The 14,267-nt window shown below is 50.7% G+C and carries 14 protein-coding genes and 1 rRNA gene; 8 read left to right on the top strand and 7 right to left on the bottom strand.

The window, feature by feature from the left end; genetic code table 11:
- From GJJ30_RS29240 to GJJ30_RS29255, 4 genes are all read right to left on the bottom strand, one after another.
- Nucleotides 1-123, bottom strand: a 16S ribosomal RNA gene (locus GJJ30_RS29240); the annotation flags it as partial.
- 441 nt (nt 124-564) lie between these two features.
- Complete coding sequence (gene tyrS, locus GJJ30_RS29245) at nt 565-1,851, bottom strand: tyrosine--tRNA ligase (protein ID WP_310588436.1); 1,287 nt, start codon at nt 1,849-1,851, stop codon at nt 565-567.
- 111 nt (nt 1,852-1,962) lie between these two features.
- On the bottom strand, nt 1,963-3,183 hold the full coding sequence (locus tag GJJ30_RS29250) for an S-adenosylmethionine:tRNA ribosyltransferase-isomerase (protein WP_154178788.1): 1,221 nt from the start codon (nt 3,181-3,183) through the stop codon (nt 1,963-1,965).
- A gap of 2 nt (nt 3,184-3,185) precedes the next feature.
- Complete coding sequence (locus tag GJJ30_RS29255) at nt 3,186-3,695, bottom strand: hypothetical protein (protein WP_229313557.1); 510 nt, start codon at nt 3,693-3,695, stop codon at nt 3,186-3,188.
- Between the two features lie 144 nt (nt 3,696-3,839).
- On the opposite strand from GJJ30_RS29255, the gene GJJ30_RS29260 reads away from it, so the two are divergent.
- Together GJJ30_RS29260 and GJJ30_RS29265 are read left to right on the top strand one after the other, a co-directional pair.
- Nucleotides 3,840-4,391: a cob(I)yrinic acid a,c-diamide adenosyltransferase gene (locus GJJ30_RS29260; protein WP_154178789.1), complete on the top strand. Its 552-nt coding sequence runs from the start codon at nt 3,840-3,842 to the stop codon at nt 4,389-4,391.
- A 165-nt stretch (nt 4,392-4,556) separates the two neighbouring features.
- Entirely contained in the window at nt 4,557-5,627 is a 1,071-nt protein-coding gene (locus tag GJJ30_RS29265; protein ID WP_154178790.1) for a branched-chain amino acid aminotransferase, read from the top strand.
- A gap of 97 nt (nt 5,628-5,724) precedes the next feature.
- On the opposite strand, the gene GJJ30_RS29270 is transcribed toward GJJ30_RS29265, so the two are convergent.
- Nucleotides 5,725-6,288, bottom strand: coding sequence for a hypothetical protein (locus GJJ30_RS29270; RefSeq protein WP_154178791.1), 564 nt, complete (start codon nt 6,286-6,288; stop codon nt 5,725-5,727).
- Nucleotides 6,289-6,405: 117 nt separating this feature from the next.
- On the bottom strand, nt 6,406-7,014 hold the full coding sequence (locus GJJ30_RS29275) for a Cj0371 family chemotaxis-regulating polar lipoprotein (protein ID WP_154178792.1): 609 nt from the start codon (nt 7,012-7,014) through the stop codon (nt 6,406-6,408).
- Between the two features lie 168 nt (nt 7,015-7,182).
- Here GJJ30_RS29275 and GJJ30_RS29280 point away from each other — a divergent pair, with 168 nt between their 5' ends.
- From GJJ30_RS29280 to GJJ30_RS29295, 4 genes are all read left to right on the top strand, one after another.
- Complete coding sequence (locus GJJ30_RS29280) at nt 7,183-8,280, top strand: hypothetical protein (RefSeq protein WP_154178793.1); 1,098 nt, start codon at nt 7,183-7,185, stop codon at nt 8,278-8,280.
- 67 nt (nt 8,281-8,347) lie between these two features.
- Nucleotides 8,348-8,932: a collagen-like protein gene (locus GJJ30_RS32565; protein WP_154178794.1), complete on the top strand. Its 585-nt coding sequence runs from the start codon at nt 8,348-8,350 to the stop codon at nt 8,930-8,932.
- A 163-nt stretch (nt 8,933-9,095) separates the two neighbouring features.
- Complete coding sequence (locus tag GJJ30_RS29290) at nt 9,096-10,751, top strand: carboxylesterase/lipase family protein (RefSeq protein WP_154178795.1); 1,656 nt, start codon at nt 9,096-9,098, stop codon at nt 10,749-10,751.
- Between the two features lie 85 nt (nt 10,752-10,836).
- Entirely contained in the window at nt 10,837-11,604 is a 768-nt protein-coding gene (locus tag GJJ30_RS29295; protein WP_154178796.1) for a methyltransferase domain-containing protein, read from the top strand.
- Between the two features lie 7 nt (nt 11,605-11,611).
- Here the strand turns inward: GJJ30_RS29295 and GJJ30_RS29300 are convergent, their stop codons facing one another.
- Entirely contained in the window at nt 11,612-12,598 is a 987-nt protein-coding gene (locus GJJ30_RS29300) for an App1 family protein phosphatidate phosphatase (RefSeq protein WP_310588425.1), read from the bottom strand.
- A gap of 244 nt (nt 12,599-12,842) precedes the next feature.
- Here GJJ30_RS29300 and GJJ30_RS29305 point away from each other — a divergent pair, with 244 nt between their 5' ends.
- Together GJJ30_RS29305 and GJJ30_RS29310 are read left to right on the top strand one after the other, a co-directional pair.
- Entirely contained in the window at nt 12,843-13,727 is an 885-nt protein-coding gene (locus GJJ30_RS29305; protein WP_154178798.1) for a diacylglycerol/lipid kinase family protein, read from the top strand.
- Between the two features lie 122 nt (nt 13,728-13,849).
- Nucleotides 13,850-14,212: a hypothetical protein gene (locus GJJ30_RS29310; protein WP_154178799.1), complete on the top strand. Its 363-nt coding sequence runs from the start codon at nt 13,850-13,852 to the stop codon at nt 14,210-14,212.
- Nucleotides 14,213-14,267: the final 55 nt, after the last annotated feature.

A 14,267-nucleotide genomic window follows, 5' to 3' on the forward strand; every position in this document is an offset into this window, starting at 1 on the left:
GAGGTAGATTGTTTACGCGTTACGCACCCGTACGCCACTAATCCCCGAAGGAATCCGTTCGACTTGCATGTATTAGGCCTGCCGCTAGCGTTCATCCTGAGCCAGGATCAAACTCTCCATTGTAAATAACGTACTAACATTTCACTGTTACGTCGTCGATTGTCATTGTTTGGTACTTCTGTCCACTACGTCAAAGAACATATTTTCCTCGTTTGGAAAATCGTGATTGAGCTGCCCGAAAGCCTGTCAACCGGTACGCTATTTTCTTCACTCCAACTCTTTCCCCGATTTGGGACTGCAAAGGTAGAAACTAAATTGGGTTTTTCAAAATTAATTCGGAAAAATATTTTTAAACTCTTTTTCCTTTTTAACTCTATAAATCACTGGTTATCAGTGATTTATTTAAACCTCTTACTGTTCGCATCCCCGATTTGGGACTGCAAAGTACCGAAATATTTTTCCCTTTGTCAAGTGTATTTTTTGAAATAAACAGGTAACTACTTTTAGCGTTGAAGTACTCAATTCGTTTTCAAGAAGTTACCTGTTTAAAAAAATTAAAAATATTTACACCAGCTTAATCAAATGGTTGCTTTTCCCTTTGGAAACAATCAAATACCGGCTCTGCAGCCATTCCTGATCCGACAGGCTTGTGGTGTCATTAATTTTTTGTTTGTTGATGCTAACCGCATTCTGCGCAATCGCCCGGCGGGCTTCCCCTTTCGACGCGTAGATTGCGCCTTTGGTGGCCACGGCCAACAGATCGATGATGTCCTTGCTCGCTTCCAGATCAGCGCTGGTAATCTGCGTTTGGGGTACTCCCTCAAAGATTACATCGAACTCATCGGCCTGAAGGGTCCGCAGCGTTTCGATTGTCGCTTTGCCGAAGAGCACTTCCGACGCTTTTACCGCCAGTTCATAGCCGGTTTGGGAATGGACTCGAATGGTAACATCTTTCGCAATCGCTTTCTGTAAAATCCGCAGATGCGGAGCTTCGTTATGCTGACGCTCCAGTTCTTCGATTTCTTCTCGGGACAACAAGGTGAACACGCGAATCAGCCGTGGACAATCTGAGTCGGTAGCGTGCAGCCAAAACTGGTAAAACTGGTAAGGCGACGTCATCGTGGGATCGAGCCAGACATTACCGCTAGCCGACTTCCCAAATTTTGTACCGTCTGCCTTGGTGATCAAGGGAGTCGTTAAGGCAAAGGCGTGGTATTCCTCACGGCCTTCCTTCCGCCGGATCAGCTCGGTGCCCGTGGTGATGTTCCCCCACTGATCGGAACCGCCCATCTGAAGCCGGACATTTTTATTCTTATATAGCCAGTAAAAATCGTACCCCTGAAGTAACTGGTATGAGAATTCGGTAAACGAAAGACCGGTTTCCAGACGCTTTTTAACCGAATCTTTGGCAACCATATAATTAACGGTCAAATGCGTACCGGCTTCGCGCAGAAAGTCGAGAAAGGAAATTCCCTTAAACCAGTCGTAATTATTGACCATTTCGGCCGAATTGGCGCTGTCATCGAACACCAGAAACCGGGCTAATTGCATCCGAATGCCTTCCTGGTTGTGGCGCAGGGTTGCTTCGGAGAGAAAATCACGCTCGGTCGACCGGCCCGACGGATCGCCAATCATGCCGGTTGCCCCGCCTACCAGCGCAAACGGTTTGTGTCCCGCCCGCTGAAAATGAACTAGCAACATAATCGTAGCCAGATTGCCGATGTGCAGCGACGCAGCCGTTGGGTCAAAACCGATGTAACCGGCAGTCGACTCTTTGCGAAGTTGTTCATCGGTACCGGGCATCACATCCTGCAACATGCCCCGCCAGCGGAGTTCTTCAAGAAAATCAATCATTTAGCAATTGAGATTGAGCGATTGAGTGATTGAGTGAATCGACCACCGAAGTGCAGGATTCCTCGCTTATCATTCAATGGCAATGAATTCGGGGGCAAAGATACACTTTCAGGGTAAAAGCAGCGAGGAGTCGCCGTAACTTAAAAACCGGTAGTCGTTTTCCAGCGCTTCCCGGTAAATATTCCGCCAGTTTTCGCCGACGAAAGCCGCTACCAGCAGAATCAGCGTAGAACCGGGTTGGTGGAAATTAGTCACCAGCCCGTTTGTGATTCGAAAGCGATAACCGGGCATGCAATAAATGCCGGTATGGCCAATGACCTGATCCTGACCGGTTTTTTCGAGGTAATTCAGAACCGCCCGCACCGCTTCCGGTTTTTCCGGCAGATCGTTTTCGCTGACGGAATACGCGTACTTCTGATCCAGATGAAACGGCTCCGGTTCCTGTTTCAACAGCCGAACGCCAAACCAGTACAGACTTTCCAGCGAACGCATCGAAGTGGTGCCGACCGCAATGACCGGCCCGGTGTGCATCAATAGATTCTGCAGATTTTGCCGGGAATAAACCACCTGCTCGGAATGCATCGCGTGCAGCCGGACGTTCGACGTTTTGATCGGCTGAAACGTTCCGGCACCAACGTGCAAAGTCAGGTATTCGGTCTGGATTCCTTTCCGGGCCAGTTGCGCAAGAACTTCCGGCGTAAAATGCAAACCGGCCGTCGGAGCCGCCACCGCTCCTTCGATTCGGGAATAGACGGTTTGGTAAGTTTCTCTGTCGGCTTCGGTTACGTCGCGATTCAGGTACGGCGGCAGCGGAATCTTCCCAGCTTCGTGCAGAATAGCCGCAAAGCTTTCCTCGCCCGGCGTTTCGTCGTCCTGCATCCATTCAAACCGGACCTTCGACTGCCCGGCGTCGTGCCAATGGGCTTTAATTAAAACCGTATGGTCATGAATCCGAATTTCCTGCTCCAGTACTTCGCCCGGTTTCCAGCGTTTCCGGTTGCCGATCATGCACTGCCAGATACTCTGATTTTTATCCTGCATCGCTTCCGAAACCAGCCGATCAGCCGGAACCGGATTGAGCAGAAATAACTCGATAGTTGCGCCGGTTTGCCGCTGAAAGTGCAAACGCGCCGGAATCACTTTGGTATTATTGAATACGAGCAGGCTGTTTTCGGGCAAGCGATCAGGCAACTCCCGGAAAACGTGGTGTTCGATTTTTCCCTGACGGTATTCCAGCAATCTGGACTGGTCGCGCTGCGGCAAGGGAAACCGGGCAATCCGCTCATCCGGCAGATCGTACTGAAAATCATCAAGTTGCAATTCTTCCATCGTCACTCTTCAGCAGCGGGTTTCAGGGCCAGACGAATCGGCAACGAAACGATCACGATGGCGATGATGGCCGTACAAACCGGCAGCAGCCACTGGTGTCCGCTCAGGTTGGTTGAGCCCAACTGGCTGTTTAATCTCCCGAGAACGTACAGCGAAAGCGCCATGATGGTTTTGACGGCGGCCATTAAACAGTAAAACCAGTTGCGAAAAATCTCGTTCAGTTGGTCGCGGTTTTCGATCCAGAGCTGTTGGTTCGGAATGGGCAACTTGGTGCCGTCTACTTTCGGAAATAGTTTTGTCAGGGTATTGATGAGCGTATTATTAATCAGAAAAATGGCGACACAGCTATAAAATAAATAGTCGCGACTCATAAAAACATCCGGACGACTATCGGGGGTAAATCCCACAGCCACATTGGTTTCCAGCGAAACGTAGGTATAAATAAGCATCGTGGCAAAACCGGCCAGCGAGACCAGCCGCCACAAACGAATGGCAAACGTGCTAACTTTCATGAATTGATCGATTCGCCCGACAACAGGCTTTGGGGCGCAAAGGTACGGGCTGACAAGCTGTGTTCCCAACCCAAGCTTTAAAGTATTCTGCTACAAACTCTGATTTGCTTTGTTGATCTTTGCAAAACAGCCATTTATTATCCCATGAAAATCTACACCAAAACCGGCGATAAAGGCCAAACTTCGCTGATTGGCGGCCGTCGGGTCAGCAAAGCGCACCACCGGATCGATGCCTACGGAACCGTTGACGAGTTGAATTCCTATATCGGGCTGGTGCGGGATCAGCCGGTCAATGAAAACCGCCGGGAACGGCTGAAGGAAATTCAGGATCGCCTGTTTACGGTCGGCGCCGAACTGGCGACCGATCCGGAAAAGACTGTCAAAAAACCGCTGCCGGCCATTCTGGATTCGGACATTACGGTTTTGGAAAAAGACATGGACGAAATGGATACGGAACTACCTGAACTCCGGGCGTTTGTGTTGCCGGGTGGTCATCAGTCTGTTTCCTTTTGTCACCTGGCCCGCACCGTTTGCCGACGCGCCGAGCGGCTGGTGATTGCGCTGAATGAGGAAGAACCGGTCGATCCGCTGGTGATGCAATACCTCAACCGGCTTTCGGATTACCTGTTTATGCTAAGTCGGAAAATGACGCAGGAACTCGGCGCGGAGGAGGTCGCCTGGAAACCACGGGTGTAATTTTGTAACCGTTTTTCACGGCTTATTAACGAACTGGTAACCGTAAAAAAAATAATTAGCATAACAACTATTTTTTACTGGACACTTCCTGAAGTTTTCTATACATTTGCTGACTATCAACCCGCTGACGACTTTTTTAGTTGGTCAGATTTGCTACCGACCATTATGACTACCGAATTAGTAAACATCGCGCTAAGGAAAGCAGAACGCTCCCGCATCGAGGAGGTCGACTTCAACAACCTGCCGTTTGGCAAGCATTTTTCCGACCACATGTTTGTGGCTGACTTTGTCGACGGCCAATGGCAAAACCTGCAAGTGGTTCCATTCGACAACTTTACCCTCAGCCCGGCGCTGTCGTCGCTGCACTACGGGCAGTCGATTTTCGAAGGGATGAAAGCCTATAAAAACGAAGCCGGTGAAGTGCTGATGTTCCGCCCGCTGGAAAACTGGAAACGGATGAACGTATCGGCCGAGCGCATGTGCATGGCGACGATTCCGGAAGAGGTTTTCATGGGTGGCCTGGAAGCGTTGCTTCGGGTTGATGCCGATTGGGTGCCGAACACGCCCGACAGCTCGCTGTATATCCGGCCGTATATGTTTGCGACCGACGTATTTCTGGGTGTTGCGCCGTCAAAAACCTACCGGTTTTGCATTTTCACCTGTCCGGTGGGGGCTTATTACACCAAACCGCCGAAGCTGAAAGTAGAAACCGACTACATCCGTTCGGCCCCGGGCGGAGTGGGTTACGCCAAATGCGCGGGCAATTATGCGGGTTCGATGTATCCGACGATGCTGGCACAAAAGGCTGGTTACGACCAAATTATGTGGACCGATGGCGTTGAACACAAATACATTGAAGAATCCGGCACCATGAACATTATGTTCGTGATCGACGGCAAGCTGGTTACTCCGGCTACCTCGGATTCGATTCTGAAAGGCGTTACCCGCGACAGCATCATTCAGGCGGTTAAAAGCTGGGGAATCGCAGTGGAAGAGCGGAAAGTCTCGATTCAGGAAGTGATCGACGGCATTGAAAGCGGCAACCTGACGGAAGCCTTCGGTGCGGGAACCGCCGTGGTGGTTTCGCCCTACTCGCTGATCGGATTTGAAGGAAAAGATTACATGCTGAGCGATATACCGAAAGAAGATTCACTCGCAAACCGCATCTTCAACTACCTCACGGACGTCAGAACCGGACGGGTTGAGGACACGTTTGGCTGGATGTATAAAATTTAATGATGAATTATAAATGATGAATGATGAATGTAAAGGTGCGGAACTGGCTACCACTTTTACATTTATCATTCATCATTTATAATTCATCATTCATTTTCTAGACATTCGAATTACCGCCTAGCACCAGCTTCAGGCCAAAATCTTTGCCTTTCGATACATCCTTCAGCGTAATCCGGTTGTTGCCGGATGCCTTCCACGTTTGCTGAACCGGATTGCCATATTTGCGGGTAAAATACGCCGTCAGTTCCTTCAGGTGCGTATCGACCGATTGCCGGTTATTCAAATAAATATCCACCTGAATGCCCGAAACCTTCTTATTTTTATCCAGAAAATATTGGATATCAGTCGATTCCAGATTCGGATAGTCGATGGTATATCCAACGTGGGCGGCATCTTCTTCAAAAGGTTCGGCAGACTCTTTCTCCTTGACCACCGAAACCGCATCGCCCGTGCTGACGCCCCGGAACAAACCGTCGTCCGGTCCTACCAGTTTTTCCAGCCAGTCGCTCACCACAACTTCCGAATTTGCCTCAGGCGGATTGGTCACAATTTGAGCACTGTCGGCCGGAGAAGTCGCTTCCGACGCTTGTTGTTTGGTCTGGCAGGCATTCAGCAAAAGCACCGTTGCCAGCAGCGCGCTGTAGATAAACGTTTGTTTCATATAGTTCAGGTTGGTTGGGAAAAGGGAAAAGAGAAAAGAGGTGAGACAAGAGAGTAAAGACTGGTTCGTTGCATGTTCGGTCTTTTCTTTATTCTCTTGTCTATCGTCTTTCTTCTCTTAAGACGAAAACCCCCGCGAACGGCCACCGCCGAAAAAACCGCTGCGGCCACCGGAAGGGCGGCTGATCCTCGAATTACTGATGCTGCTCCCGATTCGGTTCGACCGTTCGTAGGTCTGCGGATTGTTGTAAACGCCCGAGCTGTATTGCTGCTCGTTGGCGTAACGCGGGGTGGTCGACCGGCCCAGCATGTACCCCAGACTTCCCCACAAGAGCACATTCGATAAACCGCTGTGGTGGTGATAAGCCGCCGGATTATGGAAATAGTGGCGCGTCGACGAGTCGGCCTGCACCAACCGGCGGGCGGCTTCCACGCTCAGCGTGTCGCGGTGACCATCGGCGTAGTTGACAATGGCTCCGGCCAGTTTGGGGTCCACTTCCGTTTCGTCCGTAATCTTGAAATTCCCCGGACTGGTTTCGGTGATGTAGGTCCGAACACCTTTTCCGAATGCCGGTTTTTCCTCATCGGTCTGTTCGTATTCCGAGTCATTCGAGTTGCCGCAACTTTGCAGGATCACCGTGCCGTTGAGCAGCGCGAGACCCAGGGTAGTGCTGAGGGTGATGTCTTTCACCCGGCGTAATATGCTATTTTTCCGAACCGGTGTCATGATTTTGCTAGGCTATCGTATTGGCGAAACTACGCAGAAGGCCGGGTGGTTGCAAGAAGTTACCGGATGAAAGGATAAAAGGCATTAAGAGTTTGCGGTTCTGAATTATGAGCAGAACCGGGTCGCTGGCTGGTAAAATTGATTGAAGATGCCGTATTTTGGGGAAGTATGCCCGACAAAACCGCATTTATAGAAGAGTTACTCCACCGAATTTCGATCCTTCAGTCGGAAAATACCCCCTGCTTCCCGGCCGGTTTGATGCCATCCTACCGGAGTAATCCGCTTCTGCTGGGCTACCATCGCCCGGATACCAACGTCTTTTTTACGGCCATTACGGTTTTTACCCTGCAACAAATCCGACCGAAACTCCTGCCGGATTTGCAGACAAAAGTTGACGAGATCAGTCAAAAAGCCGTTCAGCATTACCCTGATTTTCAGAACAAAGACGGACTGAAGACCTATAATTTTTACAAAACGCCGAAACGGGGCCGCCCATCAGGGCATTTTCCGAACGGGCGGTTTTTGCACCGCATCGAGCATTTCCGGCTCCCCGACGATGCCGATGATACGGCGATGATTTACCTGACCAGTCAGCCATCGCGCGCGGATTTGCTCTGGCTCAAACACAAGCTGACGCAACACGCCAATCTGGCGACCCGGCAGGTGGAAGACTCCTATCCCGAATACGTCAATCTGAAAGCGTATTCGACCTGGTTTGGCAAGAATATGCCCGTCGAGTTCGACGCCAGCGTTCTGTGTAATCTGCTCTACTGCATTTTTCACTATGACTTGCCGTTGAACGAACACGATTTCGATAGCCTGGTTTTCATTCGGTCGGTGGTAGAAACCGGTCAGTACCTCCGCGAACCGTTTCGCTGTTCGCATTCTTATCCACGAGCCGCCCTGATTCTGTATCACATTGCCGGTTTGCTGGCGGCTTTCCGCCCGGACGCGCTGGAACCCATTCGGGCGCAGTTGATTCGCGACGGTTTTCAGTTGCTCGAAAGCGGTTTGCCGGTAATGGATCAATTGATTGTTTCCACTTCCCTGCTGCAACTGGGCGCAAAACCGCCCCGGATCGATGCGGAGCGCATTCCCGAAAACGAAATTCGGGACTATTCCTTTTTCATTGCCGGGATGCTGACGGCTTCCCAAAATCCGCTACTCAACCGCATGGCGCAATCCCGCCTGGTTCGAATGGACTGGACCTGCGAAGCCCATTCGCTGGCGCTGGTGATTGAATATCTGGTAAACCGGGACAGGTAGAAAAAGAGGGCCGGATTTCTCCGTAAATTTCGAACTTTAACACGTAAACAAATAATCTGATTTTGATATGAAAACGTATTTCCGCGTAATGACGAAGTTGCTGATGATGGGTTGTATTGCGATTAGCGCGTGTCAGGGACTCGAAGGACCGGAAGGACCCCAGGGGCCGCAGGGCGTACAGGGCGCGCAGGGTCCCAAAGGCGATACGGGCGCAACCGGTGCCAAAGGGGCCGACGGCAGTTCCAATGTCCAGCAAATCAATTATTCCGCGCGCAGTCACGACGGCTCGAACGATTTACTGCTGGCATTGCCGCAAGCCATCAATCGGGATGTTGTCGACAAAAGCATGTTCTATGTTTACGTCAAACAATCGGTGCCACGACCAAACAACCTGGAAGATTCCTACTGGTTTTCGATCCCGGGCGAAACCCTCAAAGGCAATACGTATTCTCATTTTGTTTTTCCCGGAAACGGGCAGACGCTGGCCGCTGTATTTCTTCGCAGAACATCTGATTTTCAAAGCGGTAGCGAATATTTTGAAGCCATTCGCGTGGTAGTTATAACCGCTGATAAACAGAGCAATGGCCGGAAAGCCGCCATCGATTACACCAACTACGAAGAGGTTCGGAAAGCGTACAATCTGCCCGAGTAACGGTTTCTGAGACCGCTGGCGCATTTAGTTGGATTGCCGGTCTTTGGTAAGGACTTTTTTAATAAATTGTTGCATTCATTGTGCACCTCCGGCAAATGCAGCCAGTAACAGGCTGCTTGCTCGTTCCTAAGTCCTTACTTCAACCATTAACCTACGTTCGACGATGAAGCCTTCAAGACGTAATTTTTTACAATCTCTGGGTATAAGCATGGCCGGTGTGAGTCTGGCTCATGAGTCCACGGCCGGAGTGCAGCCACCCAAAGCGTTGAAACCGGCTGGCGATGAGCAGGTTCTGTTTGTGGGCGACAACATTGCCATTGCCAACACCGAATATGGAAAAATACGGGGATTTGTTCTTCGGGGCATTCATCATTTTTTAGGCGTACCATATGGGGCTGATACGTCGGGGAAAAACCGGTTTATGCCTCCGCAAAAACCGGCCGCCTGGACCGACATCCGGCCCGCGCTGTGGTGGGGGAATTCGGCGCCCCAGATCATGGAAAAACGGTACGCCAACCCCTATTCTTCTTTTGTCGACCACTGGAATTACGACGATGTATCGGAAGACTGCCTGAAACTAAATGTCTGGACGCCAGCGCTTGACTCGCAAAAACGCCCGGTTGTTGTCTGGTTGCACGGGGGCGGTTTTGTGAACGGAAATGCCGTTGAACAGGATGGGTACCAGGGCGAAAACCTGGCCCGGTTTGGCAATGTGGTTTTCTGTTCACCCAACCACCGGCTGGGAGCGCTGGGCTACACGCACCTGAAAGCCGCCGGGGGTCATCCGGCTTCCGGAAATGTCGGAAATCTGGATCTGGTGGCGGCCCTCGAATGGGTCAAAAATAATATCGCCAATTTCGGTGGGGACCCGAACAACGTGACGATTATCGGTCAGTCGGGGGGCGGAGCCAAAGTTACCACCCTGATGAATATGCCGTCGGCGAAAGGGTTGTTCCACAAAGCCGTTGCTCTGAGCGGCAGTTCGCTGACTGGGGTAAATAAGGAATACGCCGAAAAACTGGGTCTGAAAGTTATGGAAGTGGCCGGTTTAAAACCGGGTGAAATCGACAAACTCCAGCAAATTCCCTGGCGACAATACATTGATATTGCCAATTCGGCCGTGGAAAAAATGGCCGACGAAGCCAAACGGCTCAACCTCCAGCGCGGAGGCTATTCTCCGGTGGCCGATGGCGCTTCCCTGAACGGCGGTGCGTTTTTCAGCGATCCCAATCATTTCTCAGCCGATATTCCCCTGCTCATCTGCTCGACTTTCCATGAGCAAAATCCCAGCCGGGTGGATTCGGCCCTGGAAAAAGTTTCGCTGGATGAGGTAAAAGAAAAAGTCAAACCTCGATTTGGCGATAAATCCGGCGAGATCATCGACGCCTACGCCAAAAATTTTCCGAAGGCTCGGCCGATTGAAATCTGGGCGTTAGCCGTTTCCAACCGGAAAAATGCCATTGCGGCCGCCAATGCGAAGGCTTCGCAACAAAAAGCGCCCGTTTACGTGGCCTGGTTTGGCTGGCAACCCCCGCTGTTCGACGGCCGAATGCGGGCGTTCCACTGCGACGATATCTGCTTCTGGTTTTACAATACCGATCTGATGCTGACCCACACGGGCGGTGGCAAGCGTCCCCGGGCCTTATCGGAAAAAATGGCGAAATCCTTTATCAATTTTGTCAAAACCGGTAATCCAAACGGGGGCGGTTTACCTACCTGGAAACCGTATTCCATTGAAAATGGCGAAACGATGGTGCTGGACGACAGTTCGATGCTGGTCAACGACCCCGACCGCGAAGCCCGGAAAGCACTGGCGTAACCGCTAAAATAATGCCGGTGAGGGCGCTGGAATTGTCCTTACCGGCACTAGCCTTCCAGTTGAATGACTGAATCAACTAAAACGCATGGCCTGGAATCCAGACACTTACAATAAGTTCAAGTCCGAGCGGTTTGCTCCTTTTTACGACGTATTGGCCTTGATCGAAATCCGCGAAAATATGGACATCATTGACCTGGGCTGCGGAACCGGTGAACTGACCCGCAAACTTGCCGACGCCCTCCCCCATTCCAGGGTGCTGGGCATCGATTCATCGCAGGAAATGCTGAACGATTCAGCGCCATTTGCCAGCAGCCAGGTGCAGTTTGAGCAGAAATCCATTGAAAATCAGGTCCGTAATGTGGAGCAGAAATGGGATTTGGTCTTTTCCAATGCCGCCATTCAGTGGGTCGATGATCATGAAGCGCTGTTGCCCAAAATCATTTCCCTTCTCAAACCGAACGGGCAGTTAGCCATTCAGCTTCCGGCGCAACATCACAACGCCCTGAATAAAATGCTGAATGAGCTGGCCGATGAAGAACCTTTTAAAACCGAATTACAGGGCTGGCAGCGAACACCGCCGGTTTTAGAAATTGAGCAATACGCGCAATTGTTATTTGAGAACGGCGGAAATGAAATTACGGTTTTCGAGAAGATTTATCCGCTGGTTGTGTCGGATTCAAGTGCACTTTATGATTGGGCATCCGGAACGACTTTAATCCCGTATACCGAAAAATTAAACGACGAGAACCGGCACCGGTTTATCACCGATTTTAAAAACCGCTTACAAAAACAGTTTTCAAAATCGCCGGTCTTTTATCCGTTTAAGCGAATTATAATGAAGGCGGTTTTTTGATAGCTTTTCACTCTTCTTTCACCTCCGATTTCTCCACTAATCCAATTCGGGCCGAATGCCGAATGGCTTCGGCGCTGTCTTTGAAATAACAGCAGGGAACGCCACCAGCAACAATCTGATCGACAAAGCCCTGCGTACGCGCTTCATTTTCTTTGTGAACCCGGCGGAGGTAAACACAACAGATCTGATTCGGAAAATGCTGGACCAGGGAGGTATAAATGTTGGGATCTTCCTGCGTGTCATCGCCCAGCAACACGAATTTCATCTCGGGAAAGGCTTCCAGCACCCGGACAATCCGCGCAAATTTGGTGACATGTTTGTTCTGACCGGTTTTCCAGACCTCGCGAAACCGCTTGATCTGGCTCAGCAGATAGATGCCGTCGGGCATGTCATTCTTTTCGCAAAACGTCAGAATGTAGTCGTACAGATTCCACTCGCTGCTCGAAACGTAAAAAAACGGATTCGGGGCGCTGGCGTCGGTTCCGGCGCGCGCCAGCAGTTGATAATGCTTGACGACATCATCAAACGGGTCGCGGCTGTGGGCGTTTTCGGTCAGCATCACGTGAATTCGTTTGCGCAGGTTGGCCGAGTGTGAAATCAGAAAAGTATCGTCGATGTCGGACACAAAACCGTATTGCGTTGAATACGAGCAATATACTTCGCCCTCGCCCGTTGCCACCGGTTTTTCCGGACCCAGGTTTTCCGTAATTAAATCCACTTTTACGGGATGCCAGCCGGGCGCGACCGGCTCATCGGACGTCCACTCCAGCCGAAAAAAACCGTCTTTTTCGGTCGTAAACCGCACATCTTTCTGAATTCCGTTTACTTTCACCGTAGCGCCCGAAACCGGGCGCATCATAAAAAGCCGCAACAGCGACAGCGAATTGACCCAGAAATTCTGGCGGTATTTCTGGCGGGGCATCGGGCTCCGGCGCAGCACGTGGCCAAAGACAACCACCTTCTGCTCATGGACATAACCCCGGTAAACTTTCACGGTGGGCTCGTCGCTAATCCGCAGCCAACGTAAGATTTCATGTTTTATTCCGCCACTTGCCTTCATTCTTTGTTTATTGGAAATAACCAGTCAATCATTTCATTCATTATTCGCTATTCGGTGTTCAATATTCGATATTTAACTTTAAGTAACCCGTCTTTCAATATCGAATACTGAACGCCGAATATTGAATAGCGAAGTGTTGAAAACAATAAATTTCAGGTAATCGAACTAAACCACAAACATGCCGGAAGTCAAAAAGTTAAAATTTTTGTTCGCCATCAACCCGATTTCCGGCGGACAGGATAAGTCTGCCTGGGAAACGGAAATTCGCACATTCTTTGAACAACAGCCTCATTCCGCCGATCTGTTCCTGCTGGATGGCAAAAACGATGACATTGAACTTCCCAAACGCATTGAAACCTACCAACCCGACCGCCTGGTGGCCGTGGGTGGCGATGGCACCATTAAATTCGTGGCCGAACACGCCCTGAACGCCAAGATACCGCTCGGCATCATCCCGGCCGGTTCGGCCAACGGCATGGCGCGCGAACTGGACATACCGCCCACGCTGGAAGGTAGTCTGGAGGTACTGATCAACGGCGTCGAAAAACCAATCGACCTGATTTGCATCAACGGCACCGAACATTGCCTCCACCTGAGCGACATCGGCATGAACGCCCAACTGGTGAAATACTTCGACGAAGGAAAAATGCGCGGTAAGCTCGGCTACGCGCGTGGTGTGCTGCGGGTACTGATGCGGAGACGGCTTCTGAAACTACAGATCAACACCGGCGATAGCGTCGTCCAGCGAACCGCTTTCATGGTCGTGCTGGCGAACGCCCGCATGTACGGAACCGGCGCCATAATCAATCCCGACGGCGACGTTGCCGATGGCAAATTTGAGGTAGTCGTCATTCGTAAACTTTCGCTGGTTGCCATCTTACGGATGTTTATTCACTTCCGTCCGTTCGATCCGAAACACATCGAAATCTTTTCGGCCTCCTCGGTCCATATCGTCACCAAACGGCGGGCGTATTTCCAAATTGACGGCGAATACCGGGGAAAAATACGGGAGCTGACAGCCGAAATCTGGCCGGGGCATTTGCAGGTGGTTTTACCGGCCTGAACCGACTTTTTCCCGTTTCCGCCAGTTATTCACCAAAAGCCGCCAGTTGTCAAATCCGGGTGGTAGCCGCCCGCGCGGGCGGCTACATTTGCGTACTGATTCCATGCAAAACCAACGCAACAATGGCTAATGTAAAAACCATAATCGACGAATGGGCCGTAAAAGACCTGGAAGACGGTTCGTCCCTGAAAATCGCCGTCCTCGGCTGCACCGAACTCGGCAATGAATCACGCCCGGGCATTCAGGTCATGTACATGGGCCACATCATCAATTACGAACCTCTATTTGTGGAACGTCTGGCGTATCAGGCTCACAAAGCGGGCGTTAGCGAATATTTGCTGAAAGATTATTCCTGGATGCATTACGAAGATCAATACATCAAAAACTCGCTGGTGCTCGGTTTTCCGCTAAAAGCCAAAGTGGAGGTAAAAACGCGCTCCTCAAAACCGGTCATTAAAGAATACGAACTTCCGTTTGAAGTGTAGAAATAGACATGAGAGGTGAGACAAGAGAATAGAGACTAAATGCAACGCCGATTTT

This window comes from Larkinella terrae, assembly GCF_009668025.1.
GTDB lineage: Bacteria > Bacteroidota > Bacteroidia > Cytophagales > Spirosomataceae > Larkinella > Larkinella terrae.